Annotated in this window: 17 protein-coding genes and 2 pseudogenes; 18 read left to right on the forward strand and 1 reads right to left on the reverse strand. The window is 63.8% G+C overall.

Annotated elements, in window-relative coordinates; genetic code table 11:
* The 18 genes and pseudogenes from EOB80_RS18185 to EOB80_RS18270 form a co-directional block, all read left to right on the forward strand.
* A pseudogene (locus EOB80_RS18185) lies at positions 1 to 216 on the forward strand (UDP-N-acetylmuramoylalanyl-D-glutamyl-2, 6-diaminopimelate--D-alanyl-D-alanine ligase); the annotation flags it as partial.
* Positions 217 to 235: 19 nt separating this feature from the next.
* Positions 236 to 1,318 (forward strand): phospho-N-acetylmuramoyl-pentapeptide-transferase, encoded by a 1,083-nt coding sequence (gene mraY, locus EOB80_RS18190; protein ID WP_013530954.1) that lies wholly within the window; start codon positions 236 to 238, stop codon positions 1,316 to 1,318.
* Between the two features lie 8 nt (positions 1,319 to 1,326).
* Positions 1,327 to 2,727 carry a UDP-N-acetylmuramoyl-L-alanine--D-glutamate ligase gene (gene murD / locus EOB80_RS18195; protein ID WP_127328873.1) on the forward strand — a complete coding sequence of 467 codons (1,401 nt, stop codon included), beginning with the start codon at positions 1,327 to 1,329 and terminating at the stop codon, positions 2,725 to 2,727.
* Positions 2,727 to 3,878, forward strand: a complete 1,152-nt coding sequence (gene ftsW, locus EOB80_RS18200) for a putative lipid II flippase FtsW (RefSeq protein ID WP_127270939.1) — start codon at positions 2,727 to 2,729, stop codon at positions 3,876 to 3,878. The genes murD and ftsW overlap by 1 nt, the downstream gene beginning before the upstream one ends.
* Position 3,879: 1 nt before the next feature.
* On the forward strand, positions 3,880 to 5,007 hold the full coding sequence (gene murG, locus EOB80_RS18205; protein WP_127328874.1) for an undecaprenyldiphospho-muramoylpentapeptide beta-N-acetylglucosaminyltransferase: 1,128 nt from the start codon (positions 3,880 to 3,882) through the stop codon (positions 5,005 to 5,007).
* On the forward strand, positions 5,004 to 6,410 hold the full coding sequence (gene murC, locus EOB80_RS18210) for a UDP-N-acetylmuramate--L-alanine ligase (RefSeq protein ID WP_023813140.1): 1,407 nt from the start codon (positions 5,004 to 5,006) through the stop codon (positions 6,408 to 6,410). Before murG ends, murC begins: the two co-directional genes overlap by 4 nt.
* The gene (gene murB, locus EOB80_RS18215; RefSeq protein ID WP_127328875.1) at positions 6,407 to 7,372 is read left to right on the forward strand and encodes a UDP-N-acetylmuramate dehydrogenase; all 966 of its coding nucleotides are present in this window, start codon (positions 6,407 to 6,409) and stop codon (positions 7,370 to 7,372) included. Before murC ends, murB begins: the two co-directional genes overlap by 4 nt.
* Before the next feature lie 313 nt (positions 7,373 to 7,685).
* Entirely contained in the window at positions 7,686 to 8,612 is a 927-nt protein-coding gene (locus tag EOB80_RS18220) for a D-alanine--D-alanine ligase (protein ID WP_127328876.1), read from the forward strand.
* On the forward strand, positions 8,600 to 9,541 hold the full coding sequence (locus tag EOB80_RS18225) for a cell division protein FtsQ/DivIB (RefSeq protein WP_127328877.1): 942 nt from the start codon (positions 8,600 to 8,602) through the stop codon (positions 9,539 to 9,541). Before EOB80_RS18220 ends, EOB80_RS18225 begins: the two co-directional genes overlap by 13 nt.
* Entirely contained in the window at positions 9,538 to 10,845 is a 1,308-nt protein-coding gene (ftsA, locus tag EOB80_RS18230; RefSeq protein ID WP_127328878.1) for a cell division protein FtsA, read from the forward strand. Before EOB80_RS18225 ends, ftsA begins: the two co-directional genes overlap by 4 nt.
* 67 nt (positions 10,846 to 10,912) lie before the next feature.
* Positions 10,913 to 12,600 (forward strand): annotated as a pseudogene (ftsZ, locus tag EOB80_RS18235) (cell division protein FtsZ).
* Between the two features lie 281 nt (positions 12,601 to 12,881).
* On the forward strand, positions 12,882 to 13,832 hold the full coding sequence (gene lpxC, locus EOB80_RS18240; protein ID WP_023813134.1) for a UDP-3-O-acyl-N-acetylglucosamine deacetylase: 951 nt from the start codon (positions 12,882 to 12,884) through the stop codon (positions 13,830 to 13,832).
* A 263-nt stretch (positions 13,833 to 14,095) separates the two neighbouring features.
* Positions 14,096 to 14,965 (forward strand): outer membrane protein assembly factor BamD, encoded by an 870-nt coding sequence (locus EOB80_RS18245; RefSeq protein ID WP_127328879.1) that lies wholly within the window; start codon positions 14,096 to 14,098, stop codon positions 14,963 to 14,965.
* Positions 14,966 to 15,083: 118 nt separating this feature from the next.
* Positions 15,084 to 16,757, forward strand: coding sequence for a DNA repair protein RecN (gene recN / locus EOB80_RS18250; RefSeq protein WP_127328880.1), 1,674 nt, complete (start codon positions 15,084 to 15,086; stop codon positions 16,755 to 16,757).
* A gap of 111 nt (positions 16,758 to 16,868) precedes the next feature.
* Entirely contained in the window at positions 16,869 to 19,073 is a 2,205-nt protein-coding gene (gene ligA / locus EOB80_RS18255; RefSeq protein WP_127328881.1) for an NAD-dependent DNA ligase LigA, read from the forward strand.
* Entirely contained in the window at positions 19,073 to 19,762 is a 690-nt protein-coding gene (locus tag EOB80_RS18260) for a TIGR02453 family protein (protein ID WP_127328964.1), read from the forward strand. Before ligA ends, EOB80_RS18260 begins: the two co-directional genes overlap by 1 nt.
* A gap of 115 nt (positions 19,763 to 19,877) precedes the next feature.
* The gene (locus EOB80_RS18265; RefSeq protein WP_127328882.1) at positions 19,878 to 20,606 is read left to right on the forward strand and encodes an AzlC family ABC transporter permease; all 729 of its coding nucleotides are present in this window, start codon (positions 19,878 to 19,880) and stop codon (positions 20,604 to 20,606) included.
* Positions 20,603 to 20,899, forward strand: a complete 297-nt coding sequence (locus EOB80_RS18270) for an AzlD family protein (RefSeq protein WP_127296001.1) — start codon at positions 20,603 to 20,605, stop codon at positions 20,897 to 20,899. Before EOB80_RS18265 ends, EOB80_RS18270 begins: the two co-directional genes overlap by 4 nt.
* 94 nt (positions 20,900 to 20,993) lie before the next feature.
* On the opposite strand, the gene EOB80_RS18275 is transcribed toward EOB80_RS18270, so the two are convergent.
* A complete protein-coding gene (locus EOB80_RS18275; protein ID WP_127328883.1) occupies positions 20,994 to 22,838 on the reverse strand; it encodes an aminopeptidase P family protein in 1,845 nt (614 codons plus the stop codon).
* Between the last annotated feature and the right edge of the window lie 87 nt (positions 22,839 to 22,925).

Raw genomic sequence — 22,925 nt, forward strand, 5'->3', positions numbered from 1 at the left:
GGCCCGGAAATGCGGGCGCTGGCCGAAGCGCTGCCGGCTGAGATCAAGACGGAATACCGCGCCGGTATCGAGGAGCTGAAGCCGGTGCTGCTTGCCGCGCTGAGGCCGGGCGATGTGGTGATGATCAAATCGTCGAAGGGCATCGGCTTTGCAAAACTGGTCGATGCGCTGCTGGGCAAATTCCCGGCTGAATCGACAGCCAGAAAACAGACCTAGGTCGGGGGACGAAAAGCGCATGTTCACATTGCTCGTCGATTTTGCGGACAAGGTCTCGGTCTTCAATGTCTTCCGCTACATCACCTTCCGCACCGGCGGGGCGCTGATCACGTCGGCGCTGATCGTCTTCATCTTCGGGCCGACCATCATCAATTCGCTGCGGCTGCGGCAAGGCAAGGGCCAGCCGATCCGCGCCGACGGACCGCAGACGCATTTCAAGAAGGCCGGCACGCCGACCATGGGCGGACTGATGATCCTGTCGGGCATTATCGGCTCGTCGCTTTTGTGGGCCAACCTGTCGAGCATCTATGTCTGGGTGGTGCTGCTGGTGACGCTGGGCTTCGGCTCGATCGGCTTCTACGACGACTATCTGAAGGTGACCAAGCAGTCGCATCTCGGCTTTTCCGGCAAGGCAAGGCTGGCGCTTGAATTCGTCATCGCCGGCATCGCCGCCTGGGTGATCATGCACAATGGCCAGGCGCCGTTCTCTTCGTCGCTGACGTTTCCCTTCGCCAAGGAATTCATCGTCAATCTCGGCTGGTTCTTCATTCCGTTCTCCTGCTTCGTCATCGTCGGAGCAGGCAATGCTGTGAACCTCACCGACGGTCTGGACGGGCTGGCGATCGTGCCGATCATGATCGCGGCGGCCTCCTTCGGCGTCATCGCCTATCTCTCGGGCAATGCGGTATTCGCTGAATATCTACAGATCCATTTCGTGCCCGGCACCGGTGAACTGGCGGTCGTGCTCGGCGCTGTCATCGGCGCCGGCCTCGGCTTCCTCTGGTTTAATGCGCCGCCCGCGGCGATCTTCATGGGCGACACCGGCTCGCTGGCCATGGGCGGCCTGATCGGCACCGTCGCCGTCGCCACCAAGCACGAGATCGTGCTGGTCATCGTCGGCGGATTGTTCGTTGTCGAAATCCTGTCCGTCATCATCCAGGTCGGCTACTTCAAGATGACCGGCAAGCGGGTGTTCCTGATGGCGCCGATCCACCATCATTTCGAAAAGCTCGGCTGGACCGAAAGCCAGGTGGTGATCCGCTTCTGGATCATCGCCGTCATCCTGGCGCTGGTCGGCCTGTCGACCCTCAAGCTGAGATAGGAAGCCCTTTGATCCCCGCCGCATCCTTTTCAGGCAAGCGCGTTTCCCTCTTCGGGCTCGGTGGCTCGGGGATTGCGACGGCGCGCGCGCTGATCGAGGGCGGCGCGGACGTGCTGGCCTGGGACGACAATCCCGACAGCGTGGCCAAGGCCGCCGGTGCCGGTATCGCGACTGCTGATTTGCGCGGCGCCGACTGGGCGAAATTCTCGGCTTTCGTGCTGTCGCCGGGCGTCCCGCTGACGCATCCCAAGCCGCATTGGACGGTGGAGCTGGCGCGCGGTTCAGGCGTCGAGATCATCGGCGACGTCGAGCTTTTCTGCCGCGAGCGGATGCTGAGCGCGCCGACGTCGCCCTTCATCGCCATCACCGGCACCAACGGCAAGTCGACGACGACCGCGCTGACCGCGCATATCCTCAAGGCCGCGGGACGCGACACCCAGATGGGCGGCAATATCGGCCGCGCGGTGATGACGCTCGATCCGCCCGAGCCCGATCGGCACTATGTGGTCGAATGCTCGTCTTACCAGATCGATCTCGCGCCTTCGATCAATCCGACGGCGGGCATCCTGCTTAACCTGACGCCCGATCATCTCGACCGCCACGGCACCATGCAGCACTACGCCGCGATCAAGGAGCGGCTGGTAGCCGGCAGCGAGACGGCGATCGTCGGCATCGACGATTCCTGGTGCGCGCAGATCGCCGAGCGGCTGGAGCGGGCGGGCCGGCCTGTCATCCGCATTTCCAAGCGCCTGCCGCTGACCGATGGATATTTCGCCGATGGCGGCAATCTGATGGAAGCCGTGCACGGCCGTTACAGCCGCGTCGCCTTCCTCGAAGGCATCGGCTCGCTGCGCGGCCAGCACAATGCCCAGAACGCTCTGGCGGCGGTCGCCGCTTGCCTCAAGGTCGGGCTTGAGCTTGGCGAAATCCAGTCCGGGCTGGAAAGCTTTCCCGGCCTCGCGCATCGCATGGAGCAAGTCGGTCGCAAGGACCATGTGCTGTTCATCAACGATTCCAAGGCGACCAATGCCGATGCGGCAGCACCCGCGCTATCCAGCTTTACGCGCATCTACTGGATCGCCGGCGGCCTGCCCAAGGAAGGCGGCATCGAGCCGTTGCGCGGCTTCTTTCCGCGCATCGCCAAGGCCTATCTGATTGGCGAGGCGGCGCCGGCCTTTTCGGCGACGCTGGGCGAGGCAGTTCCCTACGAGATCTCAGGCACGCTGGCCGCCGCGGTCGAGCACGCCGCGCATGATGCCGCTAAGGACGACAGCGGCGAGGCGGTGGTGCTGCTGTCGCCGGCCTGCGCCAGTTTCGACCAGTTCAAGAATTTCGAAGTCCGCGGCGAAGCCTTCAGGCAAGCTGCGAATGCTATCGAGGGTGTGAAACCCATCGGAGGGGCACGATAATGCAAAGCCGTCTCGACAAAAGCCCGGTGGCAACCTGGTGGTGGACGATCGATCGCTGGTTCCTGGCGGCGTTCCTGTCGCTGATGGGGCTCGGCATCGTCTTGTCCTTCGCCGCCAGTCCGGCGGTGGCCGAACGCATCGGCCTCGACAGTTTCCACTTTGCCACCAGGCAGATCATCTTCACCGTGCCCGCGCTCGGTGTGATGCTGGCAGTTTCCTTCCTCGATTCCAGGCAGATCCGGCGCATGGCGCTGGTCATCCTGTGCCTGATGCTGGTGCTGATGGTGGCGGTGCTCTACATCGGCGTCGAGGTGAAGGGTGCGCGCCGCTGGGTGTCGCTTGCCGGCCTGTCGATCCAGCCGTCGGAATTCCTGAAGCCGGCCTTCGTCATCATGTGCGCGTGGCTTTTCGCCGAGCACAAGCGCCAGCCCGATATTCCGGGCAATCTGTTCGCCATGCTGCTGCTGGTGCTGGTCGTGTCGCTGCTGGTGGCGCAACCGGACCTCGGCCAGACCATGCTGACGACCGGCACCTGGGGCATCATGTTCTTTATGGCCGGGCTGCCCTGGCTGTGGATCGTCGCGCTGGGTGCGGCCGGCGTCGGCGGCGTCTTTGCCGCCTATACGGTGTTCCCGCACGTTGCCCTGCGCATCGACAAGTTCCTCACCGGCGAGGGCGACACGTTCCAGGTCGACATGGGGCGCGAAGCGCTGATCAATGGCGGCTGGTTCGGAGTCGGACCGGGCGAGGGCACCGTCAAGCGCGTCATCCCCGACAGCCATGCCGACTTCGTCTTCTCGGTCGCGGGCGAAGAGTTCGGGCTGATCATGTGCTTCTTCATCATGTCGATCTTCGCCTTCATCGTGCTGCGCGGCCTCAACACGGCGCTGAAGGAGCATGACGATTTCACCCGCTATGCGGTCGGCGGCCTCGTCACCGTGTTCGGCCTGCAGGCTGTCATCAACATGTGCGTCAACCTCCAGCTTGTGCCGGCCAAGGGCATGACGCTGCCGTTCATCTCCTATGGCGGCTCCTCGCAGATCGCCATCGCCATCTCGATGGGCATGGTGCTGGCGCTGACACGCAAGCGGCCGGAAAAGCGCAAGCAGGTGGGCTTTGGCCTGTCGCAACGCGCCGTGCCGGCGGAGTGATATGGCCAGAGGCGTCATCCTTCTCGCGGCAGGCGGCACCGGTGGGCATCTTTTCCCGGCCGAGGCGCTGGCGCATGAGTTGAACGAGCGCGGCTGGTCGGTGCATCTGGCAACCGACGACCGTGCGGAGCGTTTCGCCGGCCATTTTCCGGCCGCCGCCGTCCACCCGATCCAGTCGGCGACGATGGGCTCGAAAAACCCTTTTGCCCTGCTTGGTGCCTTCTGGAAAATCTGGCGCGGCGTGCGCCAGGCTTCCGCCGTCATCGGCAGGATCAAGCCGGATGCCGTCGTCGGCTTCGGCGGCTATCCAACCTTGCCGCCGCTCTACGCGGCGACACGGCGCAAGGTGCCGACGCTGATCCATGAGCAGAACGCGGTGATGGGGCGCGCCAACCGGGCGCTGGCCGGCCGTGTCGATGCCATCGCCGGCGGCTTCCTGCCGCAGGACACCAGTGCTGCCGGTGTGAAGACGGTGACGACAGGCAATCCGGTCAGGCCGGCCGTGCTGGAAGCGGCCAGGATGAATTATGCGGCATCGACCGGGGAACAGCCGTTCCGCCTGCTGGTGTTCGGCGGCAGCCAGGGCGCCCAGTTCTTTTCCGATGCCGTGCCGGGAGCCATCGCGCTGCTTTCCGACGCACAGCGCAAGCGGCTGGTGATCACCCAACAAGCGCGCGCGGATGACGTGGCGCGGGTCAAGGCAGCCTATGCCGCGCTTGGCGTCGCCGTCGAGGTCTCGCCCTTCTTCACCGACATGGCGCAGCGCATGGCGGCTGCGCACCTGGTGATCTCGCGCTCCGGCGCCTCGACCGTCTCGGAGATCGCCGTCATCGGCCGGCCGGCGCTGCTGGTGCCTTACCCCTATGCGCTCGACCACGATCAGGCGGCGAACGCGGCGGCCCTTGCCGCTGCCGGCGGCGGTGAAGTGCATCCGCAATCCTCGCTCTCGCCCGAACACATCGCAGCGCTCATTGGCGAGCTGATGGACGACCCCGATCGGCTGATGGCGATGGCGGCGGGTGCGAAATCGGCCGGGAGGCCGGACGCGGCACGGTTGCTCGCTGATCTTACAGAGGCTATTGCGTCCAAAAAAACCGTTTCGGATTTCAGGAAGGGGACGCAAGCATGAAGATGCCGCAGACCATCGGCCTTGTGCATTTCATCGGCATTGGCGGCATCGGCATGAGCGGCATTGCCGAAGTGCTGCACAATCTCGGCTACAAGGTGCAAGGGTCCGACCAGGCCGAAAGCGCCAATGTGCAGCGGCTGCGCGACAAGGGCATCGAATGCTTCGTCGGCCATAGGGCCGAAAATCTCGGTGATGCCGAGGTGGTGGTCGTCTCGACGGCGATCAAGAAATCCAATCCAGAGCTCAAGGCCGCGCGCGAAAAGCTGCTGCCGATCGTGCGCCGGGCCGAAATGCTGGCCGAACTGATGCGCTTTCGCCAGGCGGTGGCGATCGGCGGCACGCATGGCAAGACGACGACGACCTCGATGGTGGCGACCTTGCTCGATGCCGGCGGGCTCGATCCGACCGTCATCAATGGCGGCATCATCAATGCCTATGGTACCAACGCGCGCATGGGCGACGGCGAATGGATGGTGGTCGAGGCCGACGAAAGCGACGGCACTTTCCTGAAACTGCCGGCCGAGATCGCGGTCGTCACCAACATCGATCCCGAGCATCTCGATCACTATGGCAGCTTCGACAAGGTGCGCGAGGCGTTCCGCCAGTTCGTCGAGAACGTGCCGTTCTATGGTTTTGGCGTGATGTGCACCGATCACCCCGAGGTGCAGGCACTGGTCAGCCGCATCGAGGACCGCCGGGTCATCACCTATGGCGAGAATGCGCAGGCCGACGTGCGCTTTACCAATCACCGCATGGCAGGTGCCATTTCGGAATTCGACGTGGTGATCCGCGACCGCAAGACAGGCGGCCAGACTGTCATAGCAGGCCTGCGCCTGCCGATGCCCGGCCGCCACAACGTCTCCAACGCGACGGCAGCGATCGCGGTCGCGCATGAGCTCGGCCTGTCGGCCGAGGCGATCAAGAAGGGCCTGTCGTCCTTCGCCGGCGTCAAGCGCCGCTTCACCCATACCGGTTCGTGGGACGGCGTCGAAATATTCGACGATTACGGCCACCATCCGGTCGAGATCTCGGCGGTGCTGAAGGCGGCGCGCAGCGCCACCCAAGGTCGCGTCATCGCCATTGCCCAGCCGCATCGCTTCACCCGGCTGCATGATCTGTTCAACGAGTTTTCCACCTGCTTCAACGACGCCGACACAGTGATGGTGGCGCCGGTCTACGCGGCCGGCGAAGAGCCGATCGACGGCGTCAGCTCGGACGCGCTGGTGTCGCGCATCCGCGCCGGCGGCCATCGCGACGCACGCTACATCGAGGGTCCGGCGGCGATCGCGCCCGTCATCCGTGATCTGGCAAAGCCGGGTGACTTCGTCGTCTTCCTGGGCGCCGGCAACATCACCCAATGGGCCTATGCATTGCCCAAGGAGCTTGGCGGGACCGTCTCATGATGCACGGCCAGGCCCTGATCGACAGACTGGGCGACCGGCTTGCCGGCCTGCGCGGCCGCCTGACGCCGAACGCCGAGATGGACAAGATCACCTGGTTCCGTGCAGGGGGGCTGGCTGAGGTGCTGTTCCAGCCGGCCGACGAGGAAGATCTTGCAGCATTCCTCAAAGCCGTTCCTGAAGAGATACCACTGACCGTCGTCGGCGTCGGCTCGAACCTTCTGGTCCGCGACGGCGGCATCGAGGGCTTTGTCATCCGCCTTTCGGCCAAGGGCTTCGGCGAGGCCGAGGTGATTTCGCCGATCAGGATCAAGGCGGGAGCCGCGACCCCCGACAAGCGCGTCGCAGCGGTGGCGCTCGAGGCCGGCATTGGCGGCTTTCATTTCTACCACGGCATTCCGGGTGCAATCGGCGGTGCGCTGCGGATGAATGCCGGCGCCAATGGCGTCGAGACGCGCGAGCGCGTCGTCGAAGTGCGGGCGCTCGACCGCAAGGGCAATGTGCAGACGCTGAGCAATGCCGATATGGGCTACGCCTATCGCCATTCAGCGGCGCCTGCCGGGCTGATTTTCACCTCGGCCGTGTTCGAAGGCTTTGCCGAGGACAAAACGGTGATCAAGGCGGCGATGGAAGCCGTGCAGAACCATCGCGAGACCGTGCAGCCGATCCGCGAGAAGACCGGCGGCTCGACCTTCAAGAATCCGGAAGGCACGTCGGCCTGGAAGGAGATCGACAGAGCGGGCTGCCGCGGCCTGATGATCGGCGGCGCCCAGATGTCGCCGATGCATTGCAACTTCATGATCAACACCGGAACCGCGACCGGCTACGACCTTGAATATCTCGGCGAGACGGTGCGCACGCGGGTGCTGGAGAATTCCGGTATCCGGCTGCAATGGGAAATCAAGCGCATCGGCAATTTCCGGCCGGGACATGCGGTTCAGGAGTTTTTGGGACAGCTTCTTTAAAGCGCAGCGTGGCGCGTGTTGAAGTTCATGTGATGCATGAACTTTAACACGGCCGACACGGTCCGCGACCGTTGCCGCAAAGACTCAACGACACGCTTTTCGCATCCATTTTCTCAGAAAGTGAATCTCTCGGAATCGTAAGCACTTGCCAGTGAATCAACTCTCTGATTCTCTGCTCGAAAGCGTTTCCTGATTTGAGTCGTTCGACGCGTTTTCAGCGTTTTCCGTCTGGGGGGCAACCTGCCGGGAGACTCTGACTCAATGTTGCGGAAAATCTGATTTTGGTCCGCCGTGAGAGAGGGGATGCCGGGGAATGAAAAACAAGCATGTGGCCGTCCTGCTGGGTGGTTTTTCGTCCGAGCGGCCCGTGTCTCTATCGTCGGGAAAGGCTTGTGCCGATGAACTCGAGAAGGAAGGCTACCAGGTCACCCGTGTCGATGTCGGGCGCGATGTCGGCTCCGTGCTTGCCGAGCTCAAGCCCGATGTTGCCTTCAATGCGCTGCACGGCCCTTTTGGCGAGGACGGCACCATTCAGGGCATCCTTGAATATCTCGGCATTCCCTACACCCATTCCGGCGTGCTCGCCTCGGCTCTGGCCATGAACAAGGAGCAGGCCAAGCGGGTTGCCAAGTCGGTCGGCATCGTGGTCGCCGAATCGAAGGTCGCCAGCCGCTTCGCCATCCAGAGCAAGCATCCGATGAAGCCGCCCTATGTGGTCAAGCCGGTCAATGAGGGTTCGAGCTTCGGTGTCGTCATCGTACATGAAGGCCAGTCGCATCCGCCGCAGGTGATCGGCTCGTCCGAGTGGAAATATGGCGATACCGTCATGGTTGAGCGCTACATCCACGGCAGGGAGCTGACCTGCGCGGTGATGGGCGATGTGGCGCTGGGGGTCTGCGAGATCATCCCGACCGGCCATTCCTTCTATGACTATGATTCAAAATATGTCGCCGGGGGATCAAAGCACGAATGCCCCGCAAAAGTTTCACCGAATATTTACCAAAAAATACAAACACTGGCGCTCAAGGCTCACCAAGCGATCGGCTGTCGCGGCGTTTCCCGTTCGGACTTCCGTTACGATGATCGTCATTCCGAAAACGGCGAGATTGTCTGGCTCGAGGTCAACACCCAGCCGGGTATGACGCCGACGTCCTTGGTGCCTGAAATCGCCGCCCAGGCCGGGCACTCGTTTGGCGATTTGTTGAGTTGGATGGTGGAGGACGCTTCGTGCCTGCGTTGAAATGGAGACAAGGTTGGGAGAGGGGCGCGGCGGGGCCGGCGCTGTTCGGCCTGCCATTGTCGTCGGGCCATTTCGTGCTGCCGCGCATGCTGCGCCGCCCGGTGCGCATTCTGGCGCGCCTGGGCGTCGGGGAATTCCAGGCGCCGCGCTTTTCCGCGGCCATGATGTCGGCCGTGCTGATTTTATCGAGCAGCGCCTATGGCGCCTATCTCGGCGGTCATGTCGAGGGTATCGTGCAGAGCATCACCGCCCGTACCGGATTTGCCGTCGATCAGGTTAAGGTGGTCGGCAATCGGCAGACCTCGGAAATCGACATACTCGACAGGCTTGAGCTCGACGGTTGGACGTCGCTGATCGGCTTTAATGCCGAGGCCGCGCGGGAACGAATTGCGACATTGCCGTGGATCGAGGTTGCGGCCGTCCGCAAGGTCTACCCGCATACTCTGGAAGTGCGCGTCGAGGAGCGTGAGGCTTTCGCGCTCTGGCAGCAGGGTGACGCGCTTTCGGTCATCGAGAGGAATGGCGACATGATCGCGCCGTTCTCGGGCGGCAAGCAGGCGCTCCTGCCGCTGCTGATCGGCACCGGCGCGCCGGCGAGCGCGCCCGATTTCCTGGCCAAGGTCGAGAAATATCCCGAGCTCGCGAGCCGGATCAAGGGTTATATCCGTGTTGGCGAACGGCGCTGGGATCTGAAGCTAGACAATGGCATCACCATCAAGCTTCCCGAGGATGACGAGGAACTGGCGCTCGCCGAGCTCGTCAAGATGGATCGTGACAATGGCTTGCTGTCGCGCGACATCGCCGCCGTCGACATGCGCCTGACGGACCGGCTGGTTGTGCAGTTGACGGCCGAAGCGGCGACGCAGCGCGAAGCCGCCCTCAACGAGAAACCCAAGAGCCTGAAGCGCAAGCCGGAGACGAAGATATGAGCTGGCTTGGCGGTCCTGGCGATGCCGCGTCGCGCCGGTCCGGCACCCTGACGGTGCTGGATGTCGGTTCGAGCAAGGTCTGCTGCATGGTGGCCAAGCTGAAGCCATGCGATGACGGCAAGCTGCTGCGCGGCCGCTCGCACCGGATCCAGGTGATCGGCATCGGCCATCAGAAGTCGCAAGGCGTGAAGTCGGGTGTCGTGGTTGACCTCGATAGGGCGGAACATGCCATCCGCCTTTCCGTCGACGCGGCCGAGCGCATGGCCGGGCTGACGGTCGATTCGCTGATCGTCAACATGACGGCCGGCCGGCTGAAGAGCGAAGCCTTCTCCGCCACCATCAATCTAGGCGGCCACGAGGCCGACGAGGCCGACATCAAGCGCGTTCTCGGCGCCGGCGCCAAGCAGGCGCTGAAGGCCGAGCGCGAGGTGATCCATTCGCTTCCCGTCGGTTTCTCGCTGGATGCCGAACGCGGCGTGCGCGATCCGCGCGGCATGGTCGGCGACGCCCTCGGCGTCGACATGCATGTGCTGACCGGCGACGCCGCGCCGATGCGCAATCTGGAGCTTTCCATCAACCGTTCGCATCTGTCGGTCGAGCGCATGGTGGCCACTCCCTATGCCAGCGGTCTGGCGGCCCTGGTCGACGACGAACTGGAAATGGGCGCGGCCTGCATCGACATGGGCGGCGGCACGACGACGATCTCGGTGTTTTCGGAAGGCAGGTTCGTCCATGGCGACGCCATCGCCATTGGCGGCAACCATGTCACGCTGGACATGGCCAAGGGGCTGTCGACCTCGCTCGATGCCGCCGAACGGCTGAAGGTGATGCATGGTTCGGCGCTGCCGGGCAGCGCGGACGACCGCGACCTGGTCTCGATCCAGCCGATCGGCGACGATGGCGACGTGCCCTTGCAGATCCCGCGCTCGGTGATGACGCGCATCGTGCGTGCCCGCATCGACGAGACGCTCGAACTGCTGCGCGACCGGCTGAACAAGTCCGGCTATGGCAATGCAGTGGGCAAGCGTGTGGTTCTTACCGGCGGCGCCAGCCAGCTTGCCGGCCTGCCGGAGGCGGCGCGCCGCATCCTGGGACGCAATGTGCGCATCGGCCGTCCGCTCGGCGTGGCCGGCCTGCCGGAAGCGGCGAAGGGGCCGGCCTTCTCGGCTGCGGTGGGGCTTCTGATCTATCCGCAGATGGCGAGCTTCGAGAGCCATCCGGCGAAAGGAATTTCCGGTCTCAAAATGACCGGAACGGGCGGAAAACTGCATCGCATGAGTCAGTGGTTGAGAGACAGTTTCTAAATTGACGGGGACAGCCCCATAGGCGGCCGCGGCGGCGAAGCGGCGTGAAAGGCAAAGGACGGAGACAATGACCATCAATCTGCAGAAGCCGGACATCACCGAGCTTAAGCCGCGCATCACCGTGTTCGGTGTCGGCGGCGGCGGCGGCAATGCCGTCAACAACATGATCACCGCCGGTTTGCGCGGTGTCGAGTTCGTGGTGGCCAACACCGACGCGCAGGCGCTGACCATGTCGAAGGCCGGCCGCCTGATCCAGCTCGGCGCGCACGTCACCGAAGGCCTTGGCGCAGGCTCGCAGCCGGAGGTCGGCCGTGCGGCGGCGGAAGAGTGCATCGATGAAATCCTCGATCACCTGACCAACACCCATATGTGCTTCGTCACCGCCGGCATGGGCGGCGGCACCGGTACGGGTGCTGCTCCGGTCGTTGCCCGCGCAGCGCGCGAAAAGGGCATCCTCACCGTCGGCGTCGTGACCAAGCCGTTCCACTTCGAAGGCCAGCGCCGCATGAAGACGGCCGATTTCGGCATCGAGGAATTGCAGAAATGCGTCGATACGCTGATCGTCATCCCCAACCAGAACCTGTTCCGGCTGGCCAATGACAAGACCACCTTCGCCGATGCCTTCGCCATGGCCGACCAGGTGCTCTATTCCGGTGTCGCCTGCATCACCGACCTGATGGTCAAGGAAGGCCTGATCAATCTCGACTTCGCCGACGTCCGTTCCGTCATGCGCGAGATGGGCAAGGCGATGATGGGCACCGGCGAGGCTTCCGGCGAGGGCCGCGCGATGGCCGCCGCCGAAGCGGCGATCGCCAACCCGCTGCTCGACGAGACCTCGATGAAGGGCGCCAAGGGCCTGCTGATCTCGATCACCGGCGGCCGCGACCTGACGCTGTTCGAAGTCGACGAAGCCGCGACCCGTATCCGCGAGGAAGTCGACCAGGACGCCAACATCATCCTGGGCGCCACTTTCGACGAGGAACTCGAAGGCGTCATCCGCGTCTCGGTTCGGTGGTTGCCACCGGCATCGACAAGTCGGCGGCTGAAATCGCCGCCGCACCGATCTCGATCCGCACGGCGCCTCCGAAGCCGGCCAGCCGCCCGGTGGCTCAGATCGCGGAGGTTCGTCCGGCGCCTGTCCAGCAGGCGGCATACGAGCCACGTGCCCTTGACCCGGTCGCGGAAGCCATCCATCTGGCCGAAGCCAATGCCGCAGCCATGGCGCAGGCGCGCCCGGCCCCGGTCGCCCACGCTGAAGATTTCCGCCCGCAGAGCAAGATCTTCCAGGCACCGCCCGCCCAGCCGATGCCGCAGCCCGTGGTCCAGCAGATGCAGCCGGCCCCGCAGCCGCGCGAGATGCTGCAGCGCGAGGCGCCACAGCCGGTTGCCATGGCGCCGCAGCGTATGCCGCGCGTCGAGGACTTTCCGCCGGTCGTCAAGGCCGAGGTGGATGCCAAGAGTCGCCCGGTCGACCACGAGAACAACAGCGGACCGATGGGCCTGCTGAAGCGCCTGACCAATGGCCTGACCCGCCGCGAGGAAGAACCCGCACGGCTGCAGCCGGCGCAGCCGCGCGAGCCCAAGCTGCGCCAGGCCGCGCCCGAAGTGCGCCGTCTCGCCAGCCAGGATGCGCAGCTCTATGCGCCGCGCCGCGGTCAGCTCGACGATCAGGGCCGCCTGACGCCGCAGGTGAGGACGACTCAGGAAGACGATCAGCTGGAGATTCCGGCGTTCCTGCGCCGCCAGGCCAACTGATTGGTAAACGGACTGTAACATTTGTTAACAGGCAAGCGAGGAATCGCTTGCCTGTTAATGTTTTAAATGATGTGATTTCAATGACTTACCAAGTCGCACTCGTTCCATTTTGCGGTTACACAGAGTAAGAAACCGTGATTTGGAGTCTCCCTGACGGGACATTATCTTCGCTGCCTACCATCATCGGTTTGCCGGGATTTCGGGGGAAGTCACCCTGCCAGCCGATTCACACAAGAGCCGCGCCCTCGGGCTGGAGAAGCGGACCTAGGCATTACGGGCTTATGGGGATTGTCTTGCACGACTATCAGACGACATTGAAGACGCGCGCGTCGCTTACCGGCACCGGCGTCCACAGCGGCAAGGAAGTGTCCATCAGCTTCGTGCCCGCGGATGCCGACACCGGCATCGTTTTCCAGCTTTTCAACGGTGCGGAGCAGGGCCGCGAGTTTCGTGCCCTGGTTTCGGAAGTCGGCGCTACCGACCTGTGCACCATGCTTGGTGATCCCGCCGGCGAGCATATCGCCACGGTCGAGCACATCATGGCGGCGCTGTTTGGGCTCGGCATCGATAATGTCGCTGTCGAGATCGATGGTTCCGAGGTTCCTATCTTCGATGGCAGCGCCATGGCGTTCGTCGAAGCCATCGATCAGGCGGGTATCGAGACGCTCTCGGTCAAGCGGCGCTATATCAGGGTCATCAAGCCGGTCCGCATCGAGAACGGCGCCTCGTGGGCGGAGTTTCGGCCCTATGACGGGACCCGTTTCGAGATCGAGATCGACTTCGAAAGCCCGGCGATCGGTCGTCAGCTGTTTGCCTCCGACCTCAATGCCGATATTTTCCGTCGTGACATCGCGCGCGCCCGCACCTTCGGCTTCATGAAGGATGTCGAGCGGCTGTGGGCCGCAGGCTACGCGCTCGGCTCCTCGCTGGAGAACTCGCTGGTCATCGGCGACGACAACCGGGTCATCAATATGGGCGGCCTGCGCTACCCCAACGAATTCGTGCGACATAAGACGCTGGACGCCATGGGCGACCTGGCGCTGGCCGGCGCCCGCTTTATCGGCTGCTTCCGCTCCTATCGCGGCGGCCACAGGATGAATGCCGCGGCCCTGCGCCGTCTGCTCTCGGACCGCACGGCGTTCGAGATAGTCGAGACGACGCGCCGTGAGCGTGGCCGCAGCGCCGAGATGAACGCCGTCAATGCGCCACTCTACGCACCCTGGATGATCTGATTTCCCAGGGTTTTTTCGGGTTCCATGGTGATAGCGAATGTTGCAGGAATGCACCACCCGCCAGTGAAATTGCATTGATGTCCAAGTGGCGTCCGGCCGCCACAAAAATGCGCGATTGGCCGGAGATAGCGTTGCCGGGCAAGGCGGTTATGGTTTATGGCTGCTGCCGTCGATTAATGCATGTCATTCAAAAGTGGGGACCAGTTTTGAAACAATGGCGTGCAACTGGCATTGAAATAGCGCCGAAAGGGCGAGATCCAATCATGTTCTTCAAGCGAGTTGGTCAATTGAAAGCACCGCAGAGGGCTGTTTTCCTGGCGCTTTCAGTAGTTGTTCCATCGCTCTTTCTGTCGGCCTGCATGTCGTCGGAGAAAGATATCGACCTGTCGACCTATGTCGAGCAGACCGAGCCGGCCGATGTTCTCTACAATCAGGGCCTTGCCAATCTCAATGCCGGGCGCCTGCAGGAGGCGAGCCGGAAGTTCGACGCCGTCGACCGTCAGCATCCCTATTCGGAATGGGCCCGCAAATCGATGGTGATGGGCGCTTTCGCCGACTATCGCCAGGGCAATTACGATGAGGCGATCGGCTCGGCCAAGCGCTATCTCACGCTTTACCCGTCGACCGATGACGCCGCCTATGCGCAGTACATCATCGGCTTGAGCTACTACCGTCAGATCAAGGACGTGACGCAGGACCAGAAGGAAGCGCGTCAGACCGTCCAGACGATGCAGGATCTGGTCACGCGCTGGCCAACATCGGAATATGTCGACGACGCCAAGGAAAAGATCCGCTTCGCCAACGACCAGTTGGCCGGCAAGGAAATGCAGATCGGCCGCTACTATCTTGAGCGGCGTGAATACATCGCTGCCGTGAAGCGCTTCCGCACCGTGGTCGAGAACTATTCCAACACCCGCCATGTCGAGGAGGCGCTCGCCCGCTTGACCGAAAGCTATTACGCGATGGGTCTGACCTCGGAGGCACAAACCGCCGCCGCCGTGCTCGGCACCAACTACCCCGACAGCCCATGGTACAAGGATTCCTACAAGCTCTTGCAGAGCAATGGGCTTGCACCGCGCGAGAATGCCGGGTCGTGGATATCCAAAGCCGGGAAGATGATCACCGGCGCCTGACGTATGAGCATCGACTGAAGCGCCACAGCGCTTTTCGGATTGATCCGGTGCTCAAACAAAAAGATAGTGCGGCGCTGCGACTGCAAATGGTCGCGTGCCGTTCTAGATTCGGGTTCTGATGCTTTCCAGACTGTCGATCCGCGATATCGTCCTGATCGAGAAGCTGGATATCGACTTCCAGCCGGGCCTTTCGGTGCTGACCGGCGAAACCGGTGCCGGCAAATCCATCCTGCTCGATGCCCTGTCGCTGGCGCTCGGAGCGCGCGGCGACGCGTCGCTGGTGCGCCATGGCGCGGCACAGGGCCAGGTCATCGCCGTCTTCGACGTGCCGCGCAATCATCCGGCCCGTACGCTGCTTGCCGACAATGCGATCGAGGATGATGGCGACATCATCCTGCGCCGCCTGCAGACGGCGGACGGCCGCACCCGTGTTTTCGTCAACGATCAACCTTCAAGCGTCACCCTGATGCGCGATGTCGGGCGCGCGCTGGTCGAGATCCACGGCCAGCATGACGAGCGCGCGCTGGTCGATCCCGGAGCACACCGCGAGGTGCTCGACGCTTTCGGGGGCCATCTCGGCGCCGTCCGCTCGACCGGCGAGGCATGGCGGCACTGGCGCGCCTGCGAGCAGGAGCTGTCGCGCCACCGCGCCAAGGTGGCGGCGGCCGCGCGCGAGGCCGACTATCTGCGCGCGGCGGTGGCGGAATTGACCAAGCTCGATCCGCAGCCGGGCGAGGAGACCGACCTTGCCGAATTGCGCGCGTCTATGATGCGGGCCGAAAAGATCGCTTCCGAAATCCATGACGCGCAGGATGTGCTGTCGGGCCCATCTTCGCCCCTGCCGCAACTGGCCAGCCTGTTGCGGCGGCTGCAGCGCAAGGTGACGGAGGCGCCCGGCCTGCTCGACGATGTCGTCAAATCGCTCGACGAGGCGATGCTGTCGCTCGACGCGGCGCAATCGGGCGTCGAGGCAGCATTGCGCGCCACCGAATATGATCCGCAGCGGCTGGAGAAAGCGGAGGAGCGGCTGTTTTCGCTGCGCGCCGCCTCGCGCAAGCACAGCGTCGCCGTCGACGATCTGGCGCAGCTGCGCGACACGATGTCGGCCGATCTCGCCGATCTCGATGCCGGCGAGGAGCGCCTGCATGGGCTGGAAAAGCAGGCCACCGCTGCGCGCGAGACCTACGACATTGCCGCCGCGCAGCTGTCCTCGCTGCGTCATGCGGCGGCGGTAGGCCTGACCAAGGCCGTGATGGCCGAACTGCCGGCCCTGAAGCTCGAACGCGCCGCCTTTATCGTGGAAATGAAGAGCGAGGCCGAGAGCCGTATGGAAGAGGGGATCGACCAGATCGAATTCTGGGTGCGCACCAATCCAGGCACGCGGCCCGGGCCGATGATGAAAGTGGCCTCCGGCGGCGAGCTTTCGCGCTTCCTTCTGGCGCTGAAGGTGGCGCTGGCCGACCGCGGTTCGGCGCCGACGCTGGTGTTCGATGAAATCGACACCGGTGTGGGCGGCGCTGTCGCCGACGCCATCGGCCAGCGGCTGGCGCGACTGTCGAAGCGCGTCCAGGTGCTGTCGGTGACGCACGCACCGCAGGTGGCGGCACGCGCGGCGACGCATTTCCTGATCTCCAAATCCGGCACCACCGACCGTGTCGCCACTGGCATCGCCGAGATGGACCGGCCGGCGCGGCAGGAAGAGATCGCTCGCATGCTGGCCGGCGCCACCATCACCGATGAAGCGCGCGCGGCCGCCGAACGGTTGCTGCGCGAGAACACCACAGCTGCATAAGAACGGCTGATGTCAGGGATCGAGTCAGGATATGGCTCCATCCTGCTGTTCAGGAATGATTTTCCTAAAATCCTGATCTATTGTGTAGCGCCACCGTTCGGGGAAGAAAGCATGTCCGAAAAACCCGTTGATGCCCTGACCGAAAGCGAGGCCGAAGCCGAGCTGAAGCGGCTGGCGGAAGAGATCGCCGAGCACGACCGGCGCTACCATACCGAAGATGCGCCTGTTATCACCGATGCGGAGTATGATGCGCTGGCACGGCGCAACCTTGCCATCGAGGAGCGCTTTCCGGCGCTGGTGCGCGAGGATTCGCCATCGCTCAGGGTCGGAGCCGCTCCGGCGGAAGGCTTTACCAAGGTGCGCCATGCCGTGCCGATGCTCAGCCTTGCCAAGGCCTATACCGACGATGACGTCACGGATTTCATCGAACGCGGGCGGCGGTTCTTCGATCGCGACAAGGAGCTCGACATCGCCTTCACAGCCGAACCGAAGATCGACGGGCTGTCGGCTTCGCTGCGTTACGAAAACGGTGTGTTCGTGCAGGGCGCGACGCGTGGCAACGGCGCCGTTGGCGAAGACATCACCGCCAATTTGAAGACCATCGCCGACATCCCTGCGAAGCTGAAAGGCTCGGGCTGGCCCGAAACCATCGAGATCCGCGGCGAGGTCTACATGACCTATGCGGAATTCGAGGCGCTGAAGCAGCGATCGGCTGCGGCCGGCGGCCAGGACTACGTCAATCCGCGCAATACGGCGGCCGGATCGCTGCGCCAGAAGGATCCGTCCGTCACCGCCAGCCGCAACCTCAAATTCTTCGCCTATGCCTGGGGTTACACGACGGCTGATCCCGCTCCGACCCAATATGATTCGGTGCAGAAATTCGCCGAGTGGGGGTTCAAGATCAGTCCGCTGATGGTGCGGGCGAAATCGGCCGAGGAGCTGATCGCGCATTATCATCGGATCGAGGAGCAGCGCTCGGCGCTCGGCTACGATATCGACGGCGTCGTCTACAAGGTCGACCAGCTGGAGTTGCAGCGCCGCTGGGGTTTCGTCACCGGCGAACCGCGCTGGGCGGTCGCGCATAAATTTCCGGCCGAACAGGCGATGACGACCGTGCAGAAGATCGACATCCAGGTCGGCCGTACCGGTACGCTGGCGCCGGTTGCGCGGCTGGCGCCGGTCACTGTCGGCGGCGTCGTGGTCGAGAACGTCACGCTGCACAATGAGGACTACATCAAGGGCCTGGACTCGACCGGCGAGCCGATCCGAGATGGCATCGACGTGCGCATCGGCGATACGGTCGTGATCCAGCGGGCAGGCGATGTCATTCCGCAGATCGTCAGCGTCGTCATCGACAAGCGGCCTGGCGATGCGGTGCCTTACGAGTTCCCTCACACTTGTCCGATCTGCGGCTCGCCGGCGACGCGCGAGATCAACGAAAAGACCGGCAAGGAAGATTCCCGCCGGCGCTGCACCGGCGAACTGATCTGCCCGGCGCAGGCGGTGGAGGGATTGCGCCACTTCGTGTCACGCGGCGCCCTGGACATCGAAGGCCTCGGCGCGGAGAACATAGACACCTTCTTCAATGCGGGATTGATCAAGACCGCCGCCGATATCTTCACGCTCAGGGATCGCCGTCCGGCCGTCACCAGGGCGCTGGCCGAGCGCCGTGAGGAGCAGGCAAGGCAGCGCGAGGCCGCATCGGGCAAGACGCGCAAGAATGTGCGCAGCGTCGAGGATCGCAACTATGAGGGCCTCGACAAGCTGTTCGCCGCCATCGACTCGCGCCGCGAGCCGGAGCTCGACCGTTTCATCTTCGCGCTCGGCATCCGCCATATCGGCGAAACGACGGCCGCCGTGCTTGCCCGCACCTTCTCGACAATCGAGGAGCTGATCCGCGTCGGCAAGGAGACAGCGGCAGCGGAGGATCCACACACGGTTTTCCCCTCGGTCAACGGCATCGGCGATACCGTGATCGACGCTTTGCGCGACTTCTTCGGCAATGAGCGCAATGACGACGTGCTTGACGCGTTGCTCCGCCAAGTCAAGCCGAAGCCCTATATCGTCAACGTGTCGGCCGACAGCGAGGTTGCCGGCAAGACGGTCGTGTTCACGGGCTCGCTGGAGAAGATGACACGCTCCGAAGCCAAGGCGATGGCGGAGCGCCTCGGCGCCAAGGTCGCGGGCTCGGTTTCGGCAAAGACGGATCTGGTGGTCGCCGGGCCGGGTGCCGGCTCCAAGCTCAAGCTCGCCAGCGAACTCGGCATCGAGGTGATCGACGAGGATGCCTGGCTGGTACGGATCGGCAAGGCGTGATGGAAGGCGCATTCAAGGGTTTCGGCCCGAAAGCCATTCCGTTCCTGAAGGCGCTGGATTTCCACCAGAGCCGAGAGTGGTTTTTGGAGAACCGTGACCTGTTCGAAAAGGAGCTGCGTGATCCGCTCAGTGATCTGGTCGACACGCTGACCGAACGCTTCCAAGAGGCCGGGCTCGGCCTGCGCGGTGATCGCAAGAAGTCGCTGTTCCGCATCAATCGCGACGTGCGCTTCGCCAAAGACAAGCGGCCCTACAACAGGCATTTGTCGGCCATCCTGTCGCCCGACGGCACCAAGATGGAGCAGGGTGTGTTCTACGTGCATATCGGGCTTGAGCGCTGTTTTGCCGACATTGCCTGGTGGCAGCCGGAACCGGCGCTGCTGCTGGCGATGCGCAAAGCCATCGCGACCAAGCCGGACAATTTTCGTGGCCTGGTGGCGGCGTTGAAGAAGAACCGGCTTGAACTCGAGACCGAAGGCCGTATGAAGCGTACGCCACGCGGCTTCGAGGAAATCAGCGATCCCGATCTGGTCGCCGCCATCGGCCACCGGCATTTCTATGTCCAGCATGTCATCGATCCGGCCGGAATCCATACGGCTGATCTGGTCGACGAACTCGTCGATTTCACCTTGCGCGCCAAGCCGCTGCTCGACTGGGGCAGGGCGATCGAGGGCAAGGGTTTCGCTTGACTAGTCTCCGGCTCCGGTAACCCGACGATCATTTCCGCTGATCGTTTGGCTCAAGCGAATTCGTGTGACAAGGCAGGCAGCGCTTCCTACATCAGGCCCTGATCAAGGAGAGGCCATGTCGGCGCAAGCAATTTCCGAGAGCGGCGATAAAAGCGATTTCTGGCAGGGCGTGCGGCTGTCGATGCCTGTCGTGGTGGCGTCGGCGCCGTTTGCGGTGCTGTTCGGTGCGCTCGCCGTCGACAATGGTTTCTCGGTCCTGGAAGCCTTCCTGATGAGCGCGCTGGTCTATGGCGGCGCCAGCCAGATGGTCGGCATCCAGCTGTTCGGCCAGCATGTGGCGCCGTGGCTGATCGTGCTGTCGATCTTCGCCGTCAATTTCCGCCACGTGCTCTATTCCGCCGGCATCGGCCGGCGCATCGCGCACTGGCCTGTCATCCAGCAGGCACTTGGTTATTTCATCCTCACCGATCCGCAATTCGCGGTAGCTGAAGCGCGGGCGCAATCAGGCCAGACGGTCGGCTTTGCCTGGTATCTGGGGCTTGGCTTGCCGGTCTATCTGTTCTGGATCGTCGAAAGCGCGCTGGGCGCACTGTTCGGCAAGCTGATCCCCGACACGCATGCGCTCGGCATCGATTTCCTGCTGCCGATCTATTTCCTCGGTCTCGTGCTGGGCTTCCGCAAGCGGCCGCTGTGGCTGCCGGTGGTCATCGCCAGCGCCGCCGCCTCGATCATCGCCTACAAGACGGTCGGCTCGCCCTGGCATGTCTCGATCGGCGCTGTTGCCGGTGTGCTGCTGGCGGTCATTCTGCCTCCCCATCACAGCGGCGTAAAGGCACAGCCATGAGCACGACCTTCTGGATCATCATCGCCGGTGCGATCGCGACCTATCTGACGCGCATCGGCGGCCATCTGGTCATCTCCCGCTTCGAAACAATCCATCCGCGCGTCGAGGCCGGTCTCAACGCCGTGCCGGCGGCGGTGCTGACGACGCTGGTGGCGCCGGAACTGTTGAATGCCGGACCGGCGGAGTGGGCGGCTCTGGTGGTTACGGCTGTGGTTTCGTTGCGCGGTGGGTTGATGGCGATGTTTCTGGCGGGCGCGGCCGTTCTGATTTTGGCGCGGCAGTTCGTCGGATAAGGCTCTGCCGCAGCAATTACCTCGAACGGAGGCGCTGCCCCTCATTGCCCTGCCGGGCATTTCTCCCCGTGAACGGGGAGAAAGAAAGCTCACCTCAAATCTTCGCGTCGTGCGGCAATGGCGCCGTGGCCTTTTCCAGCCAGGCCAGCGTTTCGCCGTCGAGCATCGGGCCGATCTCGGCCAGCACGCGCGCATGGTACGAGTCCAGCCAGTGCAACTCGTCGCGCGTCAGGAGGTCCGACTGCACCAGCCTGGTATCGATCGGCGCCAGCGTCAGCGTCTCGAAGCCGTGCATGGCGATGTCTCCGCCCTCGATCTCTTGCGCCGGCGTCACCAGGATCAGGTTCTCGATGCGGATGCCGTAGGCGCCTTCCTTGTAGTAGCCCGGCTCGTTGGACAGCATCATGCCTTCGAGCAGCTTTTCGGTGCCGGTGCGGGCGATGCGCTGCGGCCCTTCATGCACGGCCAGATACGAGCCGACGCCATGGCCGGTGCCGTGGGCGAAGTCGCAACCGTGCTTCCACAGCGCCATGCGCGCGACGGCATCGATCTCGGAGCCGCGCGTGCCGGCGGGAAAGCGCAAGGTGGAAATGCCGATCATGCCTTTCAGCACCAGGGTGAAGCGTTCGCGCATCTCCTGCGTCGGCTGGCCGATCGGCACGGTGCGCGTGATGTCGGTGGTGCCGTCCTGATACTGCGCACCGGAGTCGAGCAGGAAAAGCTCGCCGGCCTGCAGCTTGCGGCTGGTGGCGCGCGACACGCGGTAATGCATGATGGCACCGTTCGGACCGGCGCCCGAAATGGTGTCGAAGGAGACATCGCGCAGCGGCATCTGCGTTTCCTCGCCGGTCTGCCGCCGCGTCTCCTCCAGCCGGGTGACCACCGATATTTCATCGAGCGATCCGGGTTTTTGCCGCTCCAGCCAGCACAGAAGCTTCGCCACGGCCGCACCGTCACGCCGATGCGCGGCGCGCGAGCCGTTGATCTCGGCCTGGTTCTTGGTGGCGCGCGGGATGCGGGCGGGGTCGGCTGCCGCAATCACCGTGCCGCCATTGGCCTCGACCAGCATGCGCAGCCGGTCGGCCGCCAGCACCGGGTCGAGCGCGATTTTCGCGCCACTCTTGGCAAGGGCGACGATCGCGGCTTGGAATTCGCCGGGCCCATGCGGCTCGGCGAGCTGGGTGAGATAGGCCGCGACCTGGCGCGAGAATTTGCGCTTATCCATGAAAAGCTGGTGCGACCCATCGGCGGCAAGAATGGCGAAGCCGAGCGCCAGCGGCGTGTGCGGCACGTCGCCGCCGCGGATGTTGAAGGCCCAGGCGATGGAGGAGGGGTCGGTCAGCACCGCATGGGTGGCGCCGTCCCTTGCGATCGCCGCCGCCAACCGCGCGAGCTTGTCCTTGGCGAGCTCGCCGGCAAAGCCGATCGGGTGAAGTTCGACCGGGGCCACCGGCGCGTCGGGCTGATCCTTCCAGATGATGTCAATCGGGTTCTTGTCGAGCGGCACCAGCACGGCGCCTGATTTGTCGGCCGAGGCCTGCAGCGCCTTGACCTCGCTGATCGTGTGCAGCCATGGATCGAAGCCGAGCCGTGCGCCCTTGCCAAGATTGTCTTTCAGCCAGACAGCCGGCGGATTGTCGACCAGGCTTTCGATCGAAAAGACGTCCAGGTCGACCTCGCTGCGCACCTGCAGCGTGTAGCGCCCGTCGACAAAGACGAAGGCGCGGTCGCGCAGGACGATGGCGGCGCCGGCCGAGCCGCTGAAGCCGGTCAGCCATTTCAGCCGCGCCGAGCGGTCGGCGACATACTCGCCCTGATGCTCGTCGGCACGCGGCACGATGAAGCCGTCCAGCCCGTTGGCTTCAAGCCATTGGCGCAGGAGCGCCACGCGCGGTTTGCCGACGGCCGGGTCGCCGGCGGAATCGAAGGTCTGGAACATTGTGGGCCTCCTGATATCGGCGGGACCGTAGCCTATGGACTGGGAAATCGGAATCGATTTCCGGCTGCGCGCAACCTGCTACAGCAT

The organism is Mesorhizobium sp. M7A.F.Ca.MR.245.00.0.0, from assembly GCF_003997415.1.
Lineage (GTDB): Bacteria > Pseudomonadota > Alphaproteobacteria > Rhizobiales > Rhizobiaceae > Mesorhizobium.